Raw genomic sequence first — 24478 nt, forward strand, 5'->3', positions numbered from 1 at the left:
AACATGAAAATAGGACAGTTGTGAAAAGCTGGAGGGTTTTTAATATTTTTATAGAAAATTAAAGTTAAGTTAAAGTTAAATTGCTGAAGGAGTGTGTGTTTATGGGTCTTATAAAAAATGAATTAAAGGATCTTTGTATTATAGTCATATTCATGCTGGATTCCTTGAAAAAGGAAGGCCTCATAAGCGAAGAAGAATATATAAAAAATACTAAAGTAAAAGAAGAATTTTTGGAAAACTTTTCTGAAAGAGTGATTTAAAGCGATTTTGCCCTTGTAAAATTTGTAATAATAAGTTATTCTATGATATATGGTATTATAAAAACAAATTCGAGGTGATATCATGTTTGAAAGAATAACTTCTATTTTAATGGTGTTTATTTTATTGTTTTCTAGTTTTGCAATTGCAGATGGAGTATCTACTACAGATAGAGTTGTAAGTATAGGTAAAAACTTGACAGACTCTCAAAAAAATCAGATATTAAGTTATTTTGGTGTGGATAAAGATATAGAAATAGTAGAAGTGACCAATGAAGAAGAAAGACAGTATTTAGGGAAATATATAGATGCTAAACTTTTAGGGACTAGAGCTTTATCATGTGCTTATGTAGAAAAATTAAAAGAAGGAGAAGGTATAACTGTAGAAACTCACAATATAACTTGGGTTACAGAAGATATGTATAAAAATGCCTTGATTACTGCAGGAATAAAAGATGCAAAGGTAATTGTCGCAAGTCCTGTGAAAGTTTCAGGAACTGCTGCTCTTACAGGAATCATGAAGGCTTTTGAAGATATTACGGGAGAAAGTTTAACCAAAAAAGAAAAAGAAGTTGCTAGTGAAGAAATAGCTAAAACTGCAATGCTTGGAAATGAAATAGGTCAAGAAAAGGCTAGCGAATTGATTGAAAACATAAAAATAAATGTGGTTGCAAACAATATAAGAAGCAAGAAAGATATAAGAAGAGCAGTACAGGCAGCAGCAAAAGAATTGGGTGTAGAATTGACAGATGAACAGACAGATGAAGTTGTTGCTCTCATGAAGAGAATTGCAAAATTAAATTTAGATTTAAATGATATAAGAACTCAACTTAAAGATATATCAGGGAAAATAGATAAGATTTCAAAGCAGAATGAAGAAATAAAGTCTTTATTGAATAGGATTATTGACTATTTTGGACAACTTTTTAGTAAGCTTTTTGGATAATGAGAGTTCTTATTTCTTGATGCTCATATATAGGTAGTATATAATAGATTGGTAGACTATTTAGGAGGTGCTATAAATTGGATGATGTAAGAGTTAGATTTGCGCCAAGTCCAACTGGATATTTACATATTGGCGGGCTTAGGACTGCACTATATAATTATTTATTTGCAAAACATAACAATGGAAAATTTATATTGAGAATAGAAGATACAGATAGAACTAGGTTTGTAGAGGGAGCTATAGAAAATTTAGTCAATTCTCTAAAATGGGCTGGAATAGAGATAGATGAAGGCGTAACTCTTGATGAGAATGGACAAATTACACAAGTAGGAGAATATGGTCCATATATCCAATCTGAAAGATTAGATATTTATAGAAAATATATAGATGAACTCATTGAAAGAGGATATGCATATTATTGTTTTTGTACTAAAGAGAGATTAGATAAAATAAGAGAAGAACAAAAAATAAAAGGGCTTGTGCCTAAGTATGATGGTTTTTGTAGAAATATCTCAATTGAAGAAGCAAAAAAGAGAATTGCCGATGGAGAAGAATATGTAGTAAGGCTAAAATTGCCTCAAAATGTGGATATCAAATTTCATGATATTGTGAGAGGGGATATAGTTATAAATACAAATGACTTAGATGATCAAGTTCTTTTAAAATCCGATGGTTTTCCCACATATCATTTAGCTGTAGTTGTAGATGATCATCTTATGAATATAACTCATGTAGTTAGAGGTGAAGAATGGTTGCCATCAGCACCAAAGCATGTATTTTTATATCAAGCTTTTGGCTGGGAGGCTCCAGAATATGTCCATCTTCCAACTGTATTAAATAAAGATAGGAAAAAATTAAGTAAAAGGCAAGGAGATGTCTCTGTAGAAGACTTTAGAGCTAGTGGCTATCTTCCAGAAGGATTAGTTAATTATCTTGCTCTTGTAGGATGGAGCCCAGAAGGAAATGAAGAAATTCTTTCTATGGATGAGTTGATAAATGAATTTTCCTTTGAAAGAGTTTCAAAAACTGGAGGAATTTTTGATAAAGATAAACTAAATTGGGTAAATAGTCATTATATAAGAAGTTCAAGTTCTGAAAGGATTACGGATTTAGCTATACCTTATTTAAAAGAAGCTAATTATATAACGGATGAAGATGTATTTAAAAGATATGATTGGATAAAGGCAATGGTTGTTACTGTACAGGAAAGTTTATCTACAGTAAAAGAAATTGTGGATAAGGTAGAGATTTTCTTTAAAGATAAGGTAGAACTTGAAAGTGACGAAGTTTTAGAAGTTCTTAAAGGTGAACAAGTTCCTACTTTGTTTGAAGCTATAAGAGAGGAATTAGGAGAAATTGAAGAATTAGATGAAGAATTTTGTAGTGGGTTCATGAAGAAAATACAAAAAAAGACAGGAATAAAAGGAAAGAATTTATATATGCCTGTGAGAGCAGCTCTTACTGGAAATCTTCATGGGCCAGAGCTTGTAAATATTTTATATGTTTTGGGCAAACAAAATATATTAAAACGCATAGAATATGTAGAAAATAATTATTTAAAATAGGTCTTGAATATTTAGATTAAATAATGTAATATATTCTTTAACAATCTGATATAAAAAAGTTATGAAAAGGAAAAGTAGATTTAATATACTCACAGAGAGAGGTTTTTACCTAGCTGAGAGAAACCTCGGGTTCTTATTAAGTTGAAGTGCACCTTTGAACTATGTGCTTGAAATTCTAGTAAAGCATATCGGTAGACACCGTTATTGTCTTTGAGTTGGGAATATTTTTCCAATCAGAGTGGAACCGCGAATTAAATCGTCTCTGTTTTTTGAGACGATTTTTTATTTTTAATTTTTATGAGGAGGTTAGGAAGATGTTGGATACTATAAAAGAAGATTTAAAAGCCATAAGAGAAAGAGATCCAGCTGTAAAAAGTTGGGTTGAGGCGGTTCTTTGTTATCCAGGATTTCATGCTCTATTCTTTTATAGAATTGCTCATTTTTTTTATAGAATAAGATTCTACTTGCTAGCAAGAATGATCTCCAATATTGGTAGATTTTTTACGGGTATAGAAATACATCCTGGAGCCAAAATTGGAAAGGGTATTTTTATAGATCATGGTATGGGAGTTGTAATTGGAGAAACTACTGAAATTGGAGATTATGTAACTATATATCAAGGAGCCACATTGGGTGGAACAGGGAAAGAAAAAGGCAAGAGACATCCAACTATTGGAAACAATGTAGTTATAAGCTCTGGAGCCAAAGTATTGGGGCCATTTACTGTAGGAGACAATTCTAAAATAGGAGCGGGGTCTGTGGTATTGAAAGAAGTGCCATCAGATTGTACTGTAGTAGGAGTACCTGGTAGAATTGTTGTAAAGGATAATAAAAAGCTTAAATGTGTAAATAAAAGGGAAGAAATTGATCTTGACCAAGTTAGACTTCCAGATCCAGTATTTCAAGAAATTGAATGCATGAAAAAACGAATAGCTGATTTGGAAGATTATATTTATAAGATGGAAGGAGATGCTAAACATGATATTGTATAATACTTTGACAAGGAAAAAAGAAGAATTTAAGCCAATTGAAGAGGGAAAGGTGACAATGTATGTTTGTGGTCCAACAGTCTATAATTATATTCATGTAGGAAATGCTAGACCATTGGTAGTATTTGATACATTGAAACGATATTTTAAATATAAAGGGTATGAAGTAAAATATTTAGTCAATTTTACAGATATAGATGACAAAATGATCAAAAAAGCTAATGAAGAAGGAACAACAGTTAAAGAAATAGCAGATAGATATATTGCTGAATTTCACAAAGATGCTAAGGGACTACTTTTAGATGAAAAAGAAACTGTACATCCAAGGGCTACAGATCATATTGAAGAAATAATTGAATTTGTAGAAGATTTAATTGAAAAAGGTGCAGCATACGATGTAGATGGGAATGTATATTTTGATATAACAAAGGCTAAAGATTATGGGAAACTTTCGAAGAAAAATATAGAAGAATTGATGAGTGGTGCTAGAATTGAAATAAGCGAAGAAAAGAGAAATCCTATGGATTTTGCTTTGTGGAAAAAAGAAAAGCCAGGAGAACCTTCATGGGATAGCCCTTGGGGAAAAGGAAGACCTGGTTGGCATATTGAGTGTTCAGTAATGGCAAAGACATTTTTAGGAGAAACTATTGATATACATGCTGGTGGAGAAGATTTACAATTTCCTCATCATGAAAATGAAATAGCTCAATCTGAAACTCTTACAGGAAAGCCTTTTGCAAATTACTGGCTTCACAATGCTATGATAAATGTTGAAAATGTAAAAATGTCTAAATCCAAATCAAATTTTTCTACTGTAAGGGATGTAAGCAGAGAATTTGATTTGGAAGTTTTAAGATTCTTTTTATTGTCAGCACACTATAGAAATCCTATAAATTTTAGTAGAGAACTATTAGCTCAATCTCAAAGGGGATTGGAAAGGCTATACAATGGAAAGAAAAACTTGCAGTATTTAATGGAGAAGACTATAGATAGAGATTTGACAGAAGAAGAATTGAATATAAAAGAAGAAATAAATAAATATAAATTTGAATTCATACAAAGTATGGAAGATGATTTAAATACTGCTGATAGCATAGCTTCACTATTTGAAATAGTTAAAGTAGCAAATTCAAATTTTGATGAAAAAAATTCAAAAAATCTGATAGAATATACTTATGGTGTTTTTATGGAACTTTCAGATATTTTGGGAATATTATCCAAAACTGACGAATTGTTGGATGATGAGATAATGGAACTTATACAGAAAAGAAGTGAAGCTAGGGCCAACAAAGATTATAAGCTAGCAGATGAAATAAGAGATGAATTAAAGAGTAAAGGAATAATCATTGAGGATACAAAAGAAGGAGTGAAATGGAAGAGGATTTAGCCTATGGAAGAAAAAATATATGATGTATTTAAAAATATGAATAAAAAATTAACTGCTAGGGAGGCTTCAATGTTGTCTCCTTTGCAGTTAGCTTATATAGGAGATGCAGTATACGAGCTTTTTATAAGGACTTATTTGTTAGAAAGAGATTTACCTGTACATGAACTCCACAAAGAAGCTATAAAATATGTTAAGGCAAAGGCTCAATCAGATATTGTCCATGAGTTAGAAGATGAATTGACAGAAGAAGAAAAAGCTATTGTCAAAAGAGGAAGAAATGCAAAGACTTATTCATCTCCCAAGAATGCAGAACTAATAGACTACAAATATGCTACAGGGTTTGAAAGCTTGATAGGATTTTTATATTTGACCGGAAGACAAGAGAGAATGATGGAATTGTTTCAAAAAATAGTATTGGAATATAATTAATAATATTAGAAGGTGTGATATAGGTGAGTAGCAAACTTAAAGTTGAACTTTTAAGATATACTCCAGATGGTGAAAAGTTAGTGGCTTCAGCTGCCAAACTTTGTTATTCATCAGTTGGAATTGACAAAATTGAAGACAATTTAGATGATCAGAAAGTAGATGATTTTCTAAATATGCTTATGAATTTAGGACATGAATCTCCTCTTGAACATGTTACGTTTACTTTTGGGGTGGAAGGTATATCGAGAGTCCTTACACATCAGCTTGTAAGGCACAGAATAGCTAGTTATTCTCAACAGTCTCAAAGGTATGTGAAATTAGAACAATTTGATTATATAATACCACCATCCATAGAAAGTATACCTGAAGCCAGAAGCTTGTTTGTTAAAGCTATGGAAGAAGATCAGGAATATTATGAAAAAATAACAGATTTATTATTTGAAAGACATTTAAGTGATTTTCTGAAAGAAGGATACAAAGAAAAAAAAGCTAAAAACATGGCTGAAAAAATGGCCATAGAAGATGCTAGATATGTGTTTCCAAATGCTTGTGAGACAAAAATAGTTTTTACTATGAATGCTAGAAGTCTTTACAATTTTTTTAGATTGAGATGTTGTAATAGAGCTCAATGGGAGATAAGAGAACTTGCTTATGAGATGCTTATGGAAGTAAAAAAAGTGTATCCAATTCTTTTTAAAAATGCTGGACCTAGCTGTTTGATAGGACCATGCCCTGAAGGCAAGATGACCTGCGGGAAAATGGATGAGGTAAAAGAAAAGTATATGTATGGGAGTGAAAAAAATGGGATCTGATTATATTGTAGGAAGAAATCCAGTACTAGAGGCCATAAAATCTGATCGAGGAGTAGAAAAATTATTTGTCGCCAAAGGGGATTTAAAAGGTTCCATAAATAAAATACTTGGTATGGCTAGTGAGAAAAAGATTCCAATACAATATGTAGATAAAAATAAATTGGATAGCATATCAGATGGAGTTCCACATCAAGGTGTAGCAGCATTGGTTACTTCTTTTAATTATTGTTCTATAGATGATATTTTAAATAAAGCCAATGCTTTAAAAGAAGATCCTTTTATAGTTATACTTGATGAAATAGAAGATCCTCACAATTTAGGTTCAATCATTAGAACTGCTGAGTGCGGTGGTGTACATGGAATAATAATACCTAAAAGAAGATCAGCTACTATTACTCAGACTGTAGTTAAAGCTTCAGCAGGAGCAGTAGAGCATATGCTTATATCAAAAGTAAATAATATAACAAATGCCATATTAGAACTAAAGGAAAAAGGTTTATGGATATATGGTGCAGATATGGATGGAAGTGAATATTATTTTGAAAGGGATTTTAATGGTCCTAAAGCCATAGTCATTGGTAGTGAAGGAAAAGGTATTGGGAAAAGGGTCAAAGAAAATTGTGATTTTTTAGTTAAGATACCTATGATGGGTAACATATCTTCATTGAATGCTTCCAATGCTGCCTCTATACTAATATATGAAGTGGTAAGAGAGCACTATGGCAAGTAATCATTCGAGGCCAAAAGAATATTTATTTGTAGATGGCTACAATATAATTAATGCTTGGGAGAAATTAAAGGCATTGAGCGAAATAAGTTTAGAAATGGCAAGAAATGAGCTTATAGATATCATGGCTGAATATCAGCATTATACAGATATAAAGGTTATAGTAGTATTTGATGCTCATATGGTTAAAGGAAATAGTGGTAAAAAAGATATGATAAACGGTGTAGAGGTAGTGTATACAAAAGAAGATGAAACCGCAGATCAGTTTATAGAGAGAACCCTTGACTCTATAGGACGAGTGAAAAGAGTGAGAGTAGCTACATCTGATTGGATGGAGCAACAAGTAGTTCTTGGTAGAGGTGGTACAAGGATTTCAGCAAGAGAATTGGAAGTAGAGATAGAAAACTATAAAAAATTAATCAAAAATAAAAGCAGGAAAAAAAATCAAATCAATGATTTAATGATTGGAAGACTTGATGATGAAACAATCAAAAAACTTGAAAGATGGAGAAATAGTGAGGAATAAGCTTGACTATTCAAAATGAATTAATTATAATTTAAGTAATTGAAATAGGCAATATTAAATATTCTTAATATTTTGCGGAGGGGATGCTTGGTGGGACTAGGTTTATACAGTGAACTGGATACTTCGTATTACGATAGCATAGATGACGAGGATATTGTCGAAAAAGCAAAAGATGGTGATCCTCAAGCACTGGAGTACCTCATTACCAAGTATAAAAATTTTGTAAGGGCTAAAGCACGTTCCTATTTTTTAATTGGAGCAGACAAAGAAGATATTATACAAGAGGGAATGATAGGCCTTTATAAAGCTATTCGTGATTACAATAAGGACAAGCTCACTTCTTTTAAAGCTTTTGCAGAACTTTGTATCACAAGACAAATAATTACAGCAATAAAAACAGCGACTAGGCAAAAACATATTCCGTTAAATTCTTATGTTTCGTTGAATAAACCTATCTATGATGAGGAGTCAGATAGGACTCTTTTAGATGTGATTTCAGGAGTAAAGATTACAGATCCTGAAGAACTCATCATTAGTCAAGAAGAGCTGATGAGTATGGAATGCAAGATAGGTGAGATACTTAGCGATTTGGAATTGGAAGTACTTATGGCTTATTTGGAAGGCAAATCTTACCAAGAAATAGCAGTGGAATTAGATAGACATGTTAAAAGTATTGACAATGCACTGCAAAGAGTAAAAAGAAAACTTGAAAGATATTTAGAACTTAAAGAAGATTAAATTTTTTCCTATTGACAATAATATTACTAGATAGTAGAATAATTTACAGTGGTTATAAGTGCCCATGTAGCTCAGTAGGTAGAGCACTTGCATGGTAAGCAAGAGGTCACCGGTTCAAATCCGGTCGTGGGCTCCAAAGTAAATATTTAAAGAAACGCCCGGCTGGGTTTTCTTGTCCGATTATATTAAAATTAAGGAGGAATAAAAAATGGGAAAAGCACATTATGAGAGAACCAAACCACACGTAAATATAGGAACAATAGGTCACGTAGACCATGGTAAAACAACTTTAACAGCAGCAATCACAACAGTATTAAACAAGAGATTTGGCTCAGGAGAAGTAATGAGTTATGACAATATAGACAAAGCTCCAGAAGAAAGAGAAAGAGGAATAACAATATCCACATCACACGTAGAATACGAAACAGCAAATCGTCACTACGCACACGTAGACTGCCCAGGGCATGCTGACTATGTAAAGAACATGATCACAGGAGCAGCACAAATGGACGGTGCAATACTAGTAGTATCAGCAGCAGATGGACCAATGCCACAAACAAGAGAACATATACTATTGTCAAGACAAGTAGGAGTACCAAAGATAGTAGTATTCTTAAACAAAGCAGACATGGTAGATGACGAAGAACTAATAGAACTAGTAGAAATGGAAGTAAGAGAACTATTAAACGAATATGAATTTGATGGAGACAACACAAAGATAATAGTAGGCTCAGCACTAAAAGCAATAGAAGACCCAGAAGGACCATGGGGAGACAAGATAGTAGAACTAATGGAAGCAGTAGATGCAGAAATACCAGAACCAGAAAGAGACGTAGACAAACCATTCTTAATGCCAGTAGAAGACGTATTTAGTATCACAGGAAGAGGAACAGTAGCAACAGGAAGAGTAGAAAGAGGAGTATTAAAAGTAGGAGACAACGTAGAAATAGTAGGACTATCAGAAGAATCAAGAACAGTAGTAGTAACAGGAGTAGAAATGTTTAGAAAGATTCTAGACGAAGCACAAGCAGGAGACAATATAGGAGCACTACTAAGAGGAGTACAAAGAACAGAAATAGAGAGAGGGCAAGTACTAGCAAAGCCAGGAAGCATCACACCACATACAAAATTTGAAGCAGAAGTATATGTATTGACAAAAGAAGAAGGTGGAAGACATACACCATTCTTTAATGGATATAGACCACAATTTTACTTTAGAACAACAGACGTAACAGGAAACATAGAACTAGAAGAAGGAACAGAAATGGTAATGCCAGGAGACAATGCTAAATTCTTCATTGAATTAATCACACCAATAGCAATGGAAGAAGGACTAAGATTTGCTATTCGTGAAGGTGGAAGAACTGTAGGAGCAGGAGTTGTTTCAAAGATTATTAAGTAGTTTGTAATCTATAGAAAGACTGGGTCTTTTGACCTAGTCTTTTTTAAGGGTAAATAGTTATAAAAAGTGGATAAAAAGTCTAAAATTACATAAACTTTTATAGATTGAAAAGTTTATGGGCTTATTAATTTTTTATTGACATAATATTTATTTTATGATAGTTTATATAAAGTAATGTAGTTAGATTGGGTTTTTGTACCCGAAATATACTCAAGGTTCATATATATATTTTTTTCCTAGGAGGTGGCTCAATTGAGAGATAGGGTTATTTTAGCTTGTACAGAATGTAAACAAAGGAATTATACTACATCTAAAAACAAAAAAAATAATTCAGAAAGAATTGAACTTAAAAAATACTGCAAATTCTGTAAAACTCATACATTACACAAAGAAACAAAGTAAAAAAGATTAAAGGTAAGGATGTGAGTTAAAAGTGTCTACTCAAACCAGTGCAAATAAAGGGAAGATGAGTACGTATTTTAAAGGGGTAAAAGCTGAAACAAAAAAGGTTATTTGGCCTTCAAAAAAAGAATTGGTCAATTATACTGGTGTTGTTATTTTGATGTGTGTTATAGTAGGTTTAATTGTTTGGGTACTAGACTTAGGAATCACTCGCCTATTATCATTGATTATTAAGTAATATGAAGGAGGGAAGGACTGTTTGTGGTCCCCATACTTATGATGGATAAAGACGAAAGCAGAGCGGAGAGAGCTAAAAAGGCTAAATGGTATGTAGTTCATACTTATTCTGGGCATGAAAACAAGGTAAAAGCTAATATAGAAAAGATGGTTGAAAACAGGGGAATGATTGATGATATATTTGAAGTGATAGTTCCTACAGAAGAATATGTTGAAACTAAGTCTGGAAAGAAAAAGGTAAAGGAAAGAAAACTGTTCCCTGGATATGTTATTGTCAAAATGATAGTAAACGATGAATCCTGGTATCTTGTTAGAAATACAAGAGGAGTTACCGGATTTGTTGGTCCTGGGTCAAAACCAATTCCTCTTACAGATGCAGAAGTTAAAGCACTAGGTGTTCAAGAGATGAATGAGATAAATATTGATTTAAAAGAAAAAGATACCGTTAGAGTTGTATCAGGACCATTTGAGAATTTTATGGGGACAGTAGATAGTATCAATATAGAAAAGAAGAAAGTAAAAGTTTATGTTTCCATGTTTGGAAGAGAAACTCTTGTTGAATTAGATTTTGAACAAGTAGAGAAAATGTAATTTAGTTTATAAAAGCTAATAAGCTTTTTAAAATAGATGTTTTAAAGGAAACAAGGAGGTGGAAATATATGGCAAAGAAAGTTATAGCTGTAGTTAAGTTACAAATTCCAGCTGGAAAAGCAACACCAGCACCACCAGTAGGTACAGCATTAGGACCTCATGGTGTAAATATTATGCAATTTACAAAAGAGTTTAATGCTAGAACTGCAGATCAAGCTGGTATGATAATTCCAGTTGTTCTTACAGTTTACCAAGATAGATCATTTACATTTATTACAAAGACTCCACCTGTATCAATATTGTTGAAAAAAGCAGTTGGAGTAGAATCAGGTTCTGGTGAACCTAACAAGAAAAAAGTTGCTAAGATTTCAAAGGATAAAGTTAGAGAAATTGCAGAAATAAAAATGCCTGACTTAAATGCAGGGAGTATAGAAGCTGCTATGAATATGGTAGCTGGAACTGCAAGAAGTATGGGGATTGTAGTTGAAGAATAATATTAGGAAATAAGTGGGAGGAGTTTCCGCTAAAACCACAAGGAGGTATAAAGATGACAAAGAGAGGTAAAAATTATCAAGATAGTTTAAAGTTAATAGATAGAACTAATTTATATGATCCATTGGAAGCTATAGAACTTGTCCAAAAAACAGCTAAAGCAAAGTTTGATGAGACAATTGAGCTTTCAGTGAGACTTGGCGTTGACCCAAGACATGCAGACCAACAAGTTAGAGGAGCAGTAGTATTACCTCATGGTACTGGCAAAACAAGAAAAGTACTAGTTTTTGCAAAAGGCGAAAAAGCTAAAGAAGCTGAAAATGCTGGAGCAGACTATGTTGGTGGAGAAGAATTAGTTGCAAAGATTCAAAATGAAAACTGGTTTGACTATGATGTAGTTGTTGCTACTCCAGATATGATGGGGGTTGTAGGTAGATTAGGAAGAGTTTTAGGACCTAAAGGTTTGATGCCAAACCCTAAATCTGGTACAGTTACATTTGAAATAGAAAAAGCTATTAAGGATATTAAAGCAGGTAAAGTTGAATATAGAGTAGATAAAAGTAGTATTATTCACGTTCCTATAGGAAAAGCTTCTTTTGGAACTGAAAAGCTAAAAGAAAACTTTGATACTATAATGGGAGCTATAATTAAAGCTAAGCCAGCGTCAGCAAAGGGTAGATACCTAAAGAGTGTAGTACTTTCAAGTACTATGGGACCTGGTATTAAAATAAATGCACAAAAATTAGCGGAATAGTATTGACAAAGATATTTTTTATTGATAAAATGATTTTCGTTAATTAAATAGATTCGCCGTAGACAGTAGGAACCTATAAGGTTTAAATATTCCTACCGAGGTGAGGCAGTAAACTCTAATATGTTAATTTATAAAATTAATTATAGAGAAAAGGTCTCTCCAAGTCTACGGAGAGACCTTTATTTGTGTGTTCATCCTAAGGAGGTGAAACTTGTGAAAGAACAAGTACTTCAAAAAAAGCAAGAAGTAGTAGATGAAATAAAAGAAAAAATATCAAATTCTCAAGCTGTAGTACTAGTAGACTATAGAGGACTAGATGTTGAAGAGTTAACAGAATTGAGAAAGAAGTATAGAGAAGCAGGCGTAGACTATAAAGTATATAAAAATACTTTGATGAGATTTGCTTTCAAAGATGCAGGTTATGAAGAGTTTAATCAATTTTTAACTGGACCAAATGCATTAGCTTTTGGACTTGAAGATCCAGTTCAAGCAGCTAAAATAGCTAATGATTTTGCAAAAGAACATAAGGACTTAGAAATTAAGGCAGGTATTGTTGATGGTAAAATAATTAGTGTTGATGAAGTTAAAGAGTTAGCTAGTTTACCATCAAGAGAAGTACTCATTGCCCAAGTTCTTGGAGGCTTAAATGGAACCATATCAGGATTTGTCAATGTCCTTCAAGGAAACATTAGAAATCTTGTATATGCATTAAATGCTATTAGAGAACAACAGGAAGCCTAAAAAATAAAAAAACGAAAAAAATATGGAGGGATTTTGAAATGGCAAGCGAAAAAGTTCAAAACTTAATTGAAGAGGTTAAAAACCTTACTGTTTTAGAATTATCAGAATTAGTTAAAGCATTAGAAGAAGAATTTGGAGTTAGTGCACAAGCACCAGTAGCTGTAGCAGCAGCACCAGTAGCAGGTGCAGCAGCACCAGCAGCAGAAGAAAAATCAGAATTTGATGTTGTTTTAACAAGTGCAGGTGCTGAAAAGATTAAAGTTATAAAAGTTGTAAGAGAAATTACTGGATTAGGATTAAAAGAAGCTAAAGATTTAGTAGATGGAGCTCCAAAAGCTATTAAAGAAGGAGCTGCTAAAGAAGAAGCAGAACAAATCAAAGCTAAATTAGAAGAAGCAGGAGCAAGTGTAGAATTAAAGTAGTAAATTAAAAAAAGGCTTTCAAAAAAGAAAGCCTTTTTTATTTAATTATAATTTTATTCATTATGTAGAAAATATTTCTTGACATATTCAAATCAATGTGCTAGTATCATAAGATGCATAATAATCGAAGTTATGGACAGAATGAATAAAAATTTTTAAAAATGGCAATATTATAATAGATATACTTTCGCGAGAATTACCAAAAGCAACCAATTGCTTTTGGCTATTTTAGTTTTAATAAGGGGTGAATTTTACATGGTGCATCCTGTTACATACGGCAAAAATGTTAGGATGAGTTATTCAAGAATCAATGAAGTATTAGACTTGCCAGATTTAATTGAAGTGCAAAGGAGCTCTTATGATTGGTTTTTAAAGGAAGGGCTAAGAGAAGTTTTTGAAGATATTTCTCCTATACAAGATTATACAGGAAATTTAATACTGGAATTTGTTGATTATTATATAGGAGAAGATCCCAAATACGATGAAGATGAGGCAAGAGAAAGAGATGCAAATTATTCCGCTCCACTCAAAGTAAAAGTTAGACTTATAAACAAGGAAACTGGTGAAGTAAAAGAACAAGAAGTATTTATGGGGGATTTTCCTCTAATGACTGAAAAAGGTACTTTTATCATCAATGGTGCAGAGAGAGTTGTTGTAAGTCAGTTAGTTAGATCTCCTGGAGTTTATTATGGGCAAGAAATTGATAAAGGAGGTAAGAGGCTCTATTCTGGAACGGTAATTCCTAATAGAGGAGCGTGGTTGGAGTATGAAACTGACTCCAATGATATTGTATATGTGAGAGTAGATAGAACAAGGAAGTTAACTGTAACTACACTTTTAAGAGCACTAGGCTATAGTAGCAATATAGAAATAGTTGAGTTGCTAGGTGAAACTGAACAGGTATTAAAGACATTGGAAAAAGATAATACTAAGACTCAAGAAGAAGGTTTAATAGAAATATATAAGAGGCTGAGACCTGGAGAACCTCCTACTGTTGAAAGTGCTAAGACTTTGATAAATAATTTATTCTTTGATCCTAAAAGATATGATTTAGCAAAAGTGGGTAGGTATAAATTCAACAAAAAATTAGCCCTATATAACAGAATTGTAGGAGGGAGAGCAAGCGAAGATATTGTAAATCCTATTACTGGCGAAATATTAGTTGAAAGTGGAGAAAAAATAGATAGAGAAAAAGCTATAGAAATAGAGAATAGTGGAATAAATAAAGTTGACTTGGTTTTAGAAGATGGGAAAATTGTTAGAGTAATAGGAAACAATTTTGTGGATATACGTTCATTTAATCTTCCTTTTTCTACAGAAGATATAGGGATAAAAGAAAAAGTCTATTATCCACTGATGCATGAACTTATAGAAACCTATGAGGATCCTTTAGAGTTGAAAGAAGCAATGAAAGAAAGAATTAGAGAACTTTCTCCTAAACATATTATAAAAGATGATATTATAGCAAGTATAAATTATGAATTTAATTTGTTTTTTGGAATAGGAAATACAGATGATATCGATCATTTAGGAAATAGAAGACTTAGATCAGTTGGGGAACTTCTTCAGAATCAATTTAGAATTGGCCTTTCAAGAATGGAAAGAGTAGTTAGAGAGAGAATGACTATTCAAGATATAGATGTGGCAACTCCTCAAGCCCTTATAAATATACGTCCTGTAGTTGCATCCATAAAAGAATTTTTTGGTAGTAGTCAGTTGTCTCAATTTATGGATCAGACCAATCCACTTGCAGAACTTACACATAAAAGAAGAATGTCTGCATTGGGACCAGGAGGACTTAGTAGGGATAGGGCTGGATTTGAGGTTAGAGACGTTCACCATTCTCACTATGGCAGAATGTGTCCTATAGAGACACCAGAAGGACCTAATATTGGTCTTATAACTTCTTTAACTACATATGCGAGAATTAATGAATATGGGTTTATAGAAGTTCCATATAGAAAAGTGGATAGAAAACGTGGAGTTGTAACAAATGAAATAGAATATTTAACTGCTGATGTAGAAGACGAATTTATAATTGCTCAATCCAATGAAGAATTAGATGAAGAAGGAAGATTTGTAAATAAGCGTATCATTGCTAGAGGGAAAAATGGAATCATAGATATTTTTTCAAGTAGCGATGTAAGCTATATGGATGTTTCGCCAAAGCAAATAGTTTCAGTAGGAACTGCTATGATTCCTTTTTTGGAAAATGATGATGCCAATAGAGCATTGATGGGTTCCAATATGCAACGTCAAGCAGTACCTTTGCTAAAAACAGAATCACCAATCATAGGAACGGGTATTGAATATAAGGCTGCAATGGATTCAGGAGTTGTTGTACTTGCAAAACATAGTGGAACTGTTATAAAGGTTTCGTCAAATCAAATACTCATCAAGAGAGATGAGGATGGACAAATAGATAAATATAAACTTTTAAAATTTAAGCGTTCAAACCAAGGAACATGCATAAATCAAAGACCTATTGTTGAAGAAAATGAAAAAGTAAAAAAAGGTCAGGTTATTGCTGATGGACCAAGTACTGATAAAGGGGAAATAGCATTAGGCAAGAATTTACTTATAGCTTTTATGACTTGGGAAGGCTATAACTATGAAGATGCTGTTCTTGTAAATGAAAGATTAGTTAAAGAGGATGTACTTACTTCTGTTCATATAGAAGAATATGAATCAGAAGCAAGAGATACTAAACTGGGGCCAGAAGAAATAACTAGAGACATACCAAATGTAGGAGAGGATATGCTCAAAGATTTGGATGAAAGAGGCATCATAAGAATAGGAGCAGAAGTTAAATCAGGAGATATTCTTGTAGGGAAAGTTACACCAAAAGGTGAAACTGAACTTACAGCAGAAGAAAGACTACTAAGAGCTATATTTGGTGAAAAGGCTAGAGAAGTAAGGGATACATCTTTAAGGGTTCCTCATGGAGAGGCTGGAATCATATTGGATGTAAAGATATTTACAAGAGAAAATGGTGATGAACTTCCACCAGGCGTAAATGAAATGGTGAGAGTATATATAGCTACTAAAAGAAAGATAAATGTAGGAGATAAGGTGTGCGGACGTCATGGAAACAAAGGTGTTATATCAAGAATACTTCCAGAAGAAGATATGCCTTATTTGCCTGATGGTACTCCTGTAGATGTAGTTTTAAACCCATTGGGAGTTCCTTCACGTATGAATTTAGGTCAAGTATTGGAAGTCCATTTGGGATTGGCAGCAAAAAAACTAGGTTGGCATGTAGCAACTCCAGTATTTGATGGAGCAAATGAACAAGACATAATAGATGCATTAAAGGCAGCAGAATATCCTGAAAATGGGAAGATTTGGTTAAGAGACGGAAGGACAGGAGAATGTTTCAACAATCCTGTTACAGTAGGCTATATGTATATGTTGAAACTTCACCATTTGGTAGATGATAAAATTCATGCAAGAAGTACAGGACCTTATTCATTAGTTACACAACAACCTCTTGGTGGGAAAGCACAATTTGGTGGTCAAAGGTTTGGAGAAATGGAAGTATGGGCATTAGAGGCTTATGGTGCTTCTCATACCCTTCAGGAAATACTTACTGTTAAATCTGATGATGTAGTTGGTCGTGTGAAAACTTATGAAGCTATAGTAAAAGGTGAAAATATTCCTGAACCTGGAGTTCCAGAATCATTTAAAGTATTGATAAAAGAACTACAGAGTTTAGCACTAGATGTAAAAGTATTGACAGAGGAAGATAATGAAATAGAAATTAAAGAATCTATCGATGAAGATGATGATATAACAGATTTAGAGTTAATTGGAGAAGATGTGATTGATGATAAATTTGATAAGACAAAATATGACGATGTTGAAGAAGAGGAAGAAGATTTAGAAGAAGATAATTATGATGATTATGATTTTTAATAAATTTTTTTGAACCCATTGTGGAAAGTTTATATTAAGGAAAGCTAGAACTTTCCTATTGGTTACAAAAAATGTGAAACTTTATTATAGAAGGGAGAGAAAGCTCCTTGTATGAATTAAACAATTTTGAGTCAATAAAGATTGGATTAGCTTCTCCAGAAAAGATTAGACAATGGTCTAAAGGAGAAGTAAAAAAACCAGAAACAATAAATTACAGAACTTTAAAGCCTGAAAAGGAAGGATTATTTTGTGAAAAGATCTTTGGGCCTACAAAGGACTGGGAATGTCATTGTGGAAAGTACAAGAGAGTAAGATATAAGGGCGTAGTCTGTGACAGATGTGGTGTAGAAGTTACAAAGTCTAAAGTTAGAAGAGAACGTATGGGACATATTGAATTAGCAGCACCAGTATCTCACATATGGTATTTCAAAGGGATACCTAGCAGAATGGGACTTATGCTTGATATGTCTCCAAGGGCCCTTGAAAAAGTACTGTATTTTGCTTCTTATATAGTAATCAATTCAGGGGATACACCTTTATCTGAAAAGCAATTATTAACAGAGGCTGAATATAGAGAAGCTCAAGAAAAGTATGGAAATAGTTTCAAAGCTCTAATGGGGGCAGAAGCTATAAAAGAGCTTTTATTAAAAATTGATTTAGATAGTGAAGCAAGAGACTTGAGAATGCAATTAAAAGATTCTACAGGACAAAAAAGAATAAGGATCATAAGAAGATTGGAAGTAGTAGAAGCTTTTAGAAAATCAGGGAATAGACCAGAATGGATGATACTAGATGTAATTCCAGTTATTCCACCTGATTTGAGACCTATGGTACAGCTAGATGGTGGCAGGTTTGCAACTTCTGATTTAAATGATTTGTATAGAAGAGTTATAAATAGAAACAATAGACTTAAGAGATTGTTAGATTTAGGAGCACCAGATATAATAGTTAGAAATGAAAAGAGAATGCTTCAGGAAGCAGTAGATGCTTTAATTGACAATGGAAGAAGAGGAAGACCTGTAACTGGTCCTGGAAATAGGCCACTTAAATCTCTTTCTGATATGCTTAAAGGGAAACAAGGAAGATTTAGACAGAACTTACTTGGAAAGAGGGTTGACTATTCTGGAAGATCTGTAATAGTTGTGGGTCCAGAGCTTAAATTTTATCAATGTGGATTACCTAAAAAAATGGCTCTTGAGCTTTTCAAACCTTTTGTCATGAAAAAGCTAGTTGAAGAAGGATATGCACATAATATAAAAAGTGCAAAAAGAATGGTTGAGAGAGTAAAACCAGTTGTATGGGATGTATTGGATGATGTCATAAAAGATCATCCCGTACTATTGAATCGTGCTCCAACCCTTCATAGATTAGGAATTCAAGCTTTTGAGCCAGTATTGGTTGAAGGAAAGGCTATAAAGCTTCATCCATTGGTTTGTACAGCTTACAATGCTGACTTTGATGGGGATCAAATGGCAGTCCATGTTCCGCTATCTACTGAAGCTCAAGCAGAAGCAAGGCTACTTATGCTATCAATTAACAATATATTGGCTCCGAAAGATGGAAAACCAATCACAACGCCAACTCAAGATATGGTACTTGGAAGTTATTATTTAACTGTAGAAAATCCAGGAGAAAAAGGCGAAGGAAAGATGTTTAAAGATTATGATGAAATGTTGATGGCATACTACAACAAGGAAGTAGGAATTCACGCAAAAGTAAAGGTAAGAATGGATTTTGGTGAAGATGGTAGTCATATAGTTGAAGGTACAGTAGGAAGATTTATATTCAATGAAGGTATTCCACAAGATTTAGGTTTTGTTGACAGAAGTGTAGATAAATATTCACTTGAAATAAATACTCTTGTAGATAAGAAAATGCTTGGGAAAATCATAGAGAAATGTTATAGAAAACATGGGAATACTATTACAGCTCAGGTGCTTGATTATATAAAATCTACTGGTTTTCATTATTCAACAGTTGGAGCTATAACTATAAGTATGGGTGATATAGAAGTTCCAGTAGAAAAAGAAGAGTTGATATCTAAAGCTGAGGTAGAAGTAGATAAGCTTGAAAAATCCTATAGGAGAGGGCTTATTTCTGATGAAGAAAGATATGAGAGAGTAATAGAAATCTGGAACAATACTACTGAAGAAGTCACAGATGCTTTGATGAATGGACTTGACAGTTTAAACAACGTATTTATAATGGCTCATTCAGGAGCTAGAGGTAGTAAAAACCAAATTAGACAACTTGCTGGTATGAGAGGTCTTATGGCAAATGCCTCAGGTCAAACTGTTGAGATCCCTATAAAATCTAATTTCCGAGAAGGGCTAAGCGTGTTGGAATTCTTTATCTCAACCCATGGTTCTAGAAAAGGTCTAGCAGATACAGCTCTAAGAACTGCTGACTCAGGGTATTTGACTAGAAGGCTTGTAGATGTTAGCCAAGATGTAATAGTTAGAGAAGAAGACTGTGGAACAGATCAATATATAGTTTCTAGGGCTTTCAAAGATGGCAAAGAGGTCATTGAAGAGCTAAGAGATAGAATTATTGGAAGATATTCTTTTGAAGATATAGTGCATCCTGAAACAGGAGAAACAATAGTTCAAAAAAATGAAATGATAACAGAGGATATTGCAGATAAAATAACTAATGCAGGAATTGAAGAAGTAAAGGTAAGATCAGTTCTAGGCTGCAAGACTCGTCATGGAGTATGTGCTAAATGCTATGGTAGAAATTTAGCTACTGGAGATACAGTAAATATTGGGGAGTCTGTAGGTATAGTAGCTGCTCAGTCTATAGGTGAACCAGGTACACAGCTTACAATGCGTACGTTCCATACAGGTGGAGTAGCTGGTGCAGATATCACTCAAGGTCTTCCTAGAGTTGAAGAACTATTTGAAGCAAGGAAACCTAAAGGACTTGCTGTTATAGCTGAAATTTCTGGAGAAGTTACTGTAAATGAAGCTAAAAAGAAAAAAGAAGTAATAGTTACAGCAAAAGATGGAGAAACCAGAAATTACAGTATAACATATGGTTCAAGGCTTAAAGTTAGGACTGGAGATTTCATTGAAGCTGGAGATGAGATAACAGAAGGATCTGTTAATCCACATGATATACTAAAGATTAAGGGTGTCACTGGAGTACAAAATTATATTGTAAAAGAAGTTCAAAGAGTATATAGATTGCAAGGCGTTGATATAGATGATAAACATATTGAAATAATTGTAAAGCAAATGCTTAGTAAAGTGAAAATTGAAGAGCCAGGAGATACAGATTTTTTACCAGGAAGTCTTGTAAGCTTAGCTGAATTTGAAGATACTAATAGTGAAGTAGAAAAATCTGGTGGAAAGCCAGCAATTGGAAGAAGAGCACTTTTAGGAATAACAAAGGCAAGTTTAGCTACTGACTCTTTCCTTTCAGCAGCATCTTTCCAAGAGACGACAAGAGTTCTTACAGATGCAGCTATAAAAGGAAAAGAAGACAACTTGTTAGGACTTAAGGAGAATGTCATAATAGGTAAATTGATTCCAGCAGGTACTGGAATGAGAAGATATAAGAGTATTGAAGTAGTACCTAATATAGAAGAAATTGAAGAAATACATGAAAAAAATATTGTTGACAGTGAAAAAAACTGATGATAGAATGTATAAGTGTGTAATTTAAAGTGGACTCTTTTATACTGAAGATTATGTGGGATTTCCCACATAATCTTTAAGATGTTTAAAAGGAGGAGGAAACTTTCATGTTATCTCAATTAGAGACATGCAAAAAAGTTGTCGGTACAAAACAAGTTAAAAGGGCTATTTTGAACGATAGTGTGAAGACAGTATTTATAGCAAAAGATGCAGAAGAAAGAGTAGTTAGAGATATAAAAAAACTATGTAGTGAGAAATCTATAGATATAGTTTATGTAGATACAATGAAAGAATTGGGTAAACTTTGTGGTATCGATGTAAATGCAGCAAATGCTGCATTATTAAAATAAATACTCTAAATAGAGGGAGGTGCCTAAATGCCAACAATTAACCAATTGATAAGAAAAGGTAGAGAAGAAGTTGTATACAAATCTAAATCACCAGCATTAGGAGTGAATTTCAACTCACTTAAAAAAAGAACTACTGAGGTAAATTCCCCACAAAAAAGAGGGGTTTGTACAGCAGTAAAGACTGTTACTCCTAAAAAGCCAAACTCAGCACTTAGAAAAGTTGCCAGAGTTAGACTTACAAATGGTATGGAAGTTACAGCTTATATTCCTGGAATTGGACACAACTTACAAGAACATAGTGTTGTACTAGTAAGGGGTGGAAGAGTAAAGGACCTACCTGGTGTTAGATACCATATTGTCAGAGGAACACTTGATGCAGCTGGTGTAGAAAACAGAATGCAATCAAGATCTAAATATGGTGCTAAAAGACCTAAGAAAAAATAATTTGTGCTAGAAATGCATGGAAAAACAATCCATTTATTATAGATGCATTTTTGTGCACTACGGCAATTTAATTTGTCGAGTACCTATGAATCTACTATTAAATGGTTAAGGAGGGAAGTAAAGTGCCAAGAAAAGGACATATATCTAAAAGATATGTAATGCCAGATCCAATATACAATGAGGAAATAGTTACGAAATTAATCAATCAAGTAATGCTAGATGGAAAGAAAGGAACTGCACAGAGTATTGTGTATGGAGCGTTTGATTATGTAGCTGAAAAAACTGGTGAAGAACCACTAGAAGTGTTCTATAAAGCTATGAACAATATCATGCCTGTATTAGAAGTAAAGGCAAGAAGAATTGGTGGAGCAACTTATCAAGTTCCAATTGAAGTAAGACCTGATAGAAGAGAAACTTTGGGACTTCGTTGGCTTGTTAAGTATTCAAGAGCCAGAGGAGAAAAAACAATGGAAGAAAGATTAGCTAAAGAAATAATGGATGCAGCTAACAATACTGGTGCAAGTGTTAAGAAAAGAGAAGAAACTCATAAAATGGCTGAAGCTAACAAAGCTTTTGCACATTATAGATGGTAATTTTATTAAAATAAATAATTGGGGACGTATATACAGAAAGGAGGAGTACTGTGCCTAGAGACTTTTCATTAGAAAAAACTCGAAATATAGGTATAATGGCTCATATAGATGCTGGGAAGACTACAACTACTGAAAGAATACTTTTTTACACTGGAAAAATTCATAAATTAGGAGAAACCCATGAAGGGGCAGCTCAAATGGATTGGATGGAGCAGGAGCAGGAAAGAGGAATTACAATTACATCTGCAGCTACAACTTGTCACTGGAGAGACCATAGGATAAATATTATAGACACACCAGGACACGTGGATTTTACTGTTGAAGTAGAAAGATCTCTTCGTGTTCTCGATGGTGCAGTGGCACTTTTCTGTGCTAAAGGCGGCGTGGAACCACAATCTGAAACGGTATGGCGTCAAGCAGATAAATATCATGTACCTCGTATGGCTTTTATCAATAAAATGGATATATTAGGAGCAGACTTTTTTAGAGCAGTAGATATGATAAAAGATAGACTAAATGCCTGCCCAGTCCCCTTGCAGCTACCAATAGGAAAAGAAGATAGCTTTGTAGGAATTGTAGACCTTATAGAGATGAATGCTAGAGTTTACAAGGATGAATTAGGTTCTAATATAGAAATAGTTGATATACCAGAGGATATGAAAGATTTAGCCTTAGAATATAGAGAAAAAATGTTGGAAACATTGTCAGAGCATGATGATGAACTTATGGTTAAATATCTTGAAGGGGAAGAAATAACTTCAGAAGAGATAAAGAAAGCCATAAGGGCTGCTACAATAAATGTTAAAATAACTCCTGTATTGTGTGGATCATCTTACAAAAACAAGGGAGTTCAACCACTATTGGATGCTATAGTAGATTACATGCCAGCTCCAACAGATATACCACCAATCAAGGGATTAGATTTGAATTCAGATACAGAACAAGAAAGAATATCATCAGATGATGAACCATTTTCAGCATTAGCTTTTAAAATCGTATCTGATCCATATGTAGGTAAACTTGCATATTTTAGAGTGTATTCAGGAACTTTAAAATCAGGAAGTTATGTATTGAACTCTTCAAAAGGCAAAAAAGAAAGAATTGGAAGAATTCTTCTTATGCATGCCAACAAAAGGGAAGAAGTAGATGAAGTATATGCTGGAGAAATAGCTGCAGCAGTAGGATTAAAAGATACTTCTACGGGAGATACTCTATGTGATGAGAATAATCCAATTGTTCTTGAATCTATGGAGTTTCCAGAACCAGTAATACACGTAGCTATAGAACCAAAGACAAAAGCTAGTCAAGAAAAAATGAGTGTAGCATTGGCTAAATTGGCAGAAGAAGACCCTACATTTAGAACTTATACAGATGAAGAAACAGGTCAAACTATTATTGCAGGTATGGGAGAATTACATCTTGAGATAATAGTGGATAGACTTCTTAGAGAATTTAAAGTAGAGGCAAATGTAGGAAGTCCTCAAGTAGCATATAAAGAGTCTATTACAATACCAGCTGAAGGCGAAGGCAAATATGTAAGACAATCTGGTGGACGTGGACAATATGGTCACGTTAAACTTAAGATTGAACCAAATGAGCCAGGCAAGGGTTATGAGTTTATAAATGCCATAGTAGGGGGAGCTATTCCAAAGGAATATATTCCAGCAGTAGATAGTGGAATTCAAGAAGCTATGCAAAGTGGAATTCTAGGAGGCTACCCAATGTTAGATGTGAAGGTTACATTATATGACGGTTCATATCATGAAGTAGACTCTTCAGAAATGGCTTTCAAGATAGCTGGTTCTATGGGCTTTAAAGAAACAGTTAAAAAAGCTAAACCAGTACTATTGGAACCTATTATGAAAGTGGAAGTAATAGTGCCAGAAGAGTACATGGGTGATGTAATTGGTGACATAAATGGTAGACGTGGTAGAATTGAAGGAATGGAAACAAGAAGCGGAGCACAAGTTATAAGAGGTTTTGTACCACTAGCAGAAATGTTTGGATATGCAACAGATCTTCGTTCTAAAACTCAAGGTAGAGGAACTTATACTATGCAATTTGACCACTATGAAGCAGTACCAAATAGTATTGCAGAGAAAATAATAGGAGATAAATAAT

General features: G+C 33.5%; 24 protein-coding genes, 1 tRNA gene and 2 other annotated features. All 25 genes read left to right on the forward strand.

What is annotated here, in order from left to right; translation table 11 throughout:
* The first annotated feature begins 101 nt into the window (after positions 1–101).
* The 25 genes from ACFWUA_RS06890 (at position 102) to fusA (ending at position 24477) form a co-directional block, all read left to right on the forward strand.
* Positions 102–260, forward strand: a complete 159-nt coding sequence (locus ACFWUA_RS06890) for a hypothetical protein (protein WP_416197322.1) — start codon at positions 102–104, stop codon at positions 258–260.
* An 82-nt stretch (positions 261–342) separates the two neighbouring features.
* Complete coding sequence (locus ACFWUA_RS06895) at positions 343–1203, forward strand: DUF1002 domain-containing protein (protein ID WP_416197323.1); 861 nt, start codon at positions 343–345, stop codon at positions 1201–1203.
* A gap of 77 nt (positions 1204–1280) precedes the next feature.
* Complete coding sequence (gene gltX / locus ACFWUA_RS06900; RefSeq protein ID WP_416197324.1) at positions 1281–2768, forward strand: glutamate--tRNA ligase; 1488 nt, start codon at positions 1281–1283, stop codon at positions 2766–2768.
* A 52-nt stretch (positions 2769–2820) separates the two neighbouring features.
* Positions 2821–3035 (forward strand) — a binding site (T-box leader).
* A 17-nt stretch (positions 3036–3052) separates the two neighbouring features.
* The gene (cysE, locus tag ACFWUA_RS06905; protein WP_416199184.1) at positions 3053–3760 is read left to right on the forward strand and encodes a serine O-acetyltransferase; all 708 of its coding nucleotides are present in this window, start codon (positions 3053–3055) and stop codon (positions 3758–3760) included.
* On the forward strand, positions 3747–5144 hold the full coding sequence (gene cysS / locus ACFWUA_RS06910; RefSeq protein WP_416197325.1) for a cysteine--tRNA ligase: 1398 nt from the start codon (positions 3747–3749) through the stop codon (positions 5142–5144). Before cysE ends, cysS begins: the two co-directional genes overlap by 14 nt.
* A 3-nt stretch (positions 5145–5147) precedes the next feature.
* Complete coding sequence (locus ACFWUA_RS06915) at positions 5148–5573, forward strand: Mini-ribonuclease 3 (RefSeq protein WP_416197326.1); 426 nt, start codon at positions 5148–5150, stop codon at positions 5571–5573.
* A 23-nt stretch (positions 5574–5596) separates the two neighbouring features.
* A complete protein-coding gene (gene thyX, locus ACFWUA_RS06920) occupies positions 5597–6385 on the forward strand; it encodes an FAD-dependent thymidylate synthase (protein ID WP_416197327.1) in 789 nt (262 codons plus the stop codon).
* On the forward strand, positions 6375–7115 hold the full coding sequence (gene rlmB / locus ACFWUA_RS06925) for a 23S rRNA (guanosine(2251)-2'-O)-methyltransferase RlmB (RefSeq protein WP_416197328.1): 741 nt from the start codon (positions 6375–6377) through the stop codon (positions 7113–7115). The genes thyX and rlmB overlap by 11 nt, the downstream gene beginning before the upstream one ends.
* Positions 7105–7638, forward strand: coding sequence for an NYN domain-containing protein (locus ACFWUA_RS06930; protein ID WP_416197329.1), 534 nt, complete (start codon positions 7105–7107; stop codon positions 7636–7638). Before rlmB ends, ACFWUA_RS06930 begins: the two co-directional genes overlap by 11 nt.
* 114 nt (positions 7639–7752) lie before the next feature.
* Positions 7753–8376, forward strand: coding sequence for an RNA polymerase sporulation sigma factor SigH (gene sigH, locus ACFWUA_RS06935; RefSeq protein ID WP_416199185.1), 624 nt, complete (start codon positions 7753–7755; stop codon positions 8374–8376).
* Positions 8377–8436: 60 nt separating this feature from the next.
* A tRNA-Thr gene (locus tag ACFWUA_RS06940) sits at positions 8437–8512 on the forward strand.
* Positions 8513–8584: 72 nt separating this feature from the next.
* The gene (gene tuf, locus ACFWUA_RS06945; protein WP_416197330.1) at positions 8585–9778 is read left to right on the forward strand and encodes an elongation factor Tu; all 1194 of its coding nucleotides are present in this window, start codon (positions 8585–8587) and stop codon (positions 9776–9778) included.
* Between the two features lie 252 nt (positions 9779–10030).
* Entirely contained in the window at positions 10031–10180 is a 150-nt protein-coding gene (gene rpmG, locus ACFWUA_RS06950; protein WP_072745437.1) for a 50S ribosomal protein L33, read from the forward strand.
* A 64-nt stretch (positions 10181–10244) separates the two neighbouring features.
* Positions 10245–10418 carry a preprotein translocase subunit SecE gene (secE, locus tag ACFWUA_RS06955; protein ID WP_072745448.1) on the forward strand — a complete coding sequence of 58 codons (174 nt, stop codon included), beginning with the start codon at positions 10245–10247 and terminating at the stop codon, positions 10416–10418.
* Between the two features lie 41 nt (positions 10419–10459).
* Positions 10460–11008: a transcription termination/antitermination protein NusG gene (gene nusG / locus ACFWUA_RS06960; protein ID WP_416199186.1), complete on the forward strand. Its 549-nt coding sequence runs from the start codon at positions 10460–10462 to the stop codon at positions 11006–11008.
* 68 nt (positions 11009–11076) lie between these two features.
* Positions 11077–11502 (forward strand): 50S ribosomal protein L11, encoded by a 426-nt coding sequence (rplK, locus tag ACFWUA_RS06965; protein WP_416197331.1) that lies wholly within the window; start codon positions 11077–11079, stop codon positions 11500–11502.
* Between the two features lie 53 nt (positions 11503–11555).
* On the forward strand, positions 11556–12254 hold the full coding sequence (gene rplA / locus ACFWUA_RS06970; RefSeq protein WP_416197332.1) for a 50S ribosomal protein L1: 699 nt from the start codon (positions 11556–11558) through the stop codon (positions 12252–12254).
* Positions 12255–12292: 38 nt separating this feature from the next.
* Positions 12293–12447: a sequence feature (ribosomal protein L10 leader region), on the forward strand.
* A gap of 20 nt (positions 12448–12467) precedes the next feature.
* Positions 12468–12995: a 50S ribosomal protein L10 gene (rplJ, locus tag ACFWUA_RS06975; protein WP_416197333.1), complete on the forward strand. Its 528-nt coding sequence runs from the start codon at positions 12468–12470 to the stop codon at positions 12993–12995.
* Between the two features lie 38 nt (positions 12996–13033).
* Complete coding sequence (gene rplL, locus ACFWUA_RS06980) at positions 13034–13417, forward strand: 50S ribosomal protein L7/L12 (RefSeq protein WP_416197334.1); 384 nt, start codon at positions 13034–13036, stop codon at positions 13415–13417.
* 255 nt (positions 13418–13672) lie between these two features.
* On the forward strand, positions 13673–17332 hold the full coding sequence (gene rpoB, locus ACFWUA_RS06985) for a DNA-directed RNA polymerase subunit beta (RefSeq protein ID WP_416197335.1): 3660 nt from the start codon (positions 13673–13675) through the stop codon (positions 17330–17332).
* Between the two features lie 107 nt (positions 17333–17439).
* Positions 17440–20970 (forward strand): DNA-directed RNA polymerase subunit beta', encoded by a 3531-nt coding sequence (rpoC, locus tag ACFWUA_RS06990; RefSeq protein ID WP_416197336.1) that lies wholly within the window; start codon positions 17440–17442, stop codon positions 20968–20970.
* Positions 20971–21077: 107 nt separating this feature from the next.
* Positions 21078–21320 (forward strand): ribosomal L7Ae/L30e/S12e/Gadd45 family protein, encoded by a 243-nt coding sequence (locus ACFWUA_RS06995; protein ID WP_416197337.1) that lies wholly within the window; start codon positions 21078–21080, stop codon positions 21318–21320.
* Positions 21321–21347: 27 nt separating this feature from the next.
* Positions 21348–21764, forward strand: coding sequence for a 30S ribosomal protein S12 (rpsL, locus tag ACFWUA_RS07000; RefSeq protein ID WP_416197338.1), 417 nt, complete (start codon positions 21348–21350; stop codon positions 21762–21764).
* Positions 21765–21886: 122 nt separating this feature from the next.
* The gene (gene rpsG, locus ACFWUA_RS07005; protein WP_416197339.1) at positions 21887–22357 is read left to right on the forward strand and encodes a 30S ribosomal protein S7; all 471 of its coding nucleotides are present in this window, start codon (positions 21887–21889) and stop codon (positions 22355–22357) included.
* 50 nt (positions 22358–22407) lie between these two features.
* The gene (fusA, locus tag ACFWUA_RS07010) at positions 22408–24477 is read left to right on the forward strand and encodes an elongation factor G (RefSeq protein ID WP_416197340.1); all 2070 of its coding nucleotides are present in this window, start codon (positions 22408–22410) and stop codon (positions 24475–24477) included.
* Position 24478: the final 1 nt, after the last annotated feature.

This window comes from Sporanaerobacter sp. (assembly GCF_047830725.1).
In the GTDB taxonomy this organism is placed as follows: Bacteria; Bacillota; Clostridia; order Tissierellales; family Sporanaerobacteraceae; genus Sporanaerobacter.

Coding starts and splice junctions, on each gene's coding strand:
- ACFWUA_RS06890 (WP_416197322.1), top strand. CDS start 102: ATGGGTCTTATAAAAAATGAATTAAAGGATCTTTGTATTATAGTCATA.
- ACFWUA_RS06895 (WP_416197323.1), top strand. CDS start 343: ATGTTTGAAAGAATAACTTCTATTTTAATGGTGTTTATTTTATTGTTT.
- cysS (WP_416197325.1), top strand. CDS start 3,747: ATGATATTGTATAATACTTTGACAAGGAAAAAAGAAGAATTTAAGCCA.
- ACFWUA_RS06915 (WP_416197326.1), top strand. CDS start 5,148: ATGGAAGAAAAAATATATGATGTATTTAAAAATATGAATAAAAAATTA.
- rlmB (WP_416197328.1), top strand. CDS start 6,375: ATGGGATCTGATTATATTGTAGGAAGAAATCCAGTACTAGAGGCCATA.
- ACFWUA_RS06930 (WP_416197329.1), top strand. CDS start 7,105: ATGGCAAGTAATCATTCGAGGCCAAAAGAATATTTATTTGTAGATGGC.
- tuf (WP_416197330.1), top strand. CDS start 8,585: ATGGGAAAAGCACATTATGAGAGAACCAAACCACACGTAAATATAGGA.
- secE (WP_072745448.1), top strand. CDS start 10,245: ATGAGTACGTATTTTAAAGGGGTAAAAGCTGAAACAAAAAAGGTTATT.
- nusG (WP_416199186.1), top strand. CDS start 10,460: ATGGATAAAGACGAAAGCAGAGCGGAGAGAGCTAAAAAGGCTAAATGG.
- rplK (WP_416197331.1), top strand. CDS start 11,077: ATGGCAAAGAAAGTTATAGCTGTAGTTAAGTTACAAATTCCAGCTGGA.
- rplA (WP_416197332.1), top strand. CDS start 11,556: ATGACAAAGAGAGGTAAAAATTATCAAGATAGTTTAAAGTTAATAGAT.
- rplL (WP_416197334.1), top strand. CDS start 13,034: ATGGCAAGCGAAAAAGTTCAAAACTTAATTGAAGAGGTTAAAAACCTT.
- rpoB (WP_416197335.1), top strand. CDS start 13,673: ATGGTGCATCCTGTTACATACGGCAAAAATGTTAGGATGAGTTATTCA.
- ACFWUA_RS06995 (WP_416197337.1), top strand. CDS start 21,078: ATGTTATCTCAATTAGAGACATGCAAAAAAGTTGTCGGTACAAAACAA.
- rpsL (WP_416197338.1), top strand. CDS start 21,348: ATGCCAACAATTAACCAATTGATAAGAAAAGGTAGAGAAGAAGTTGTA.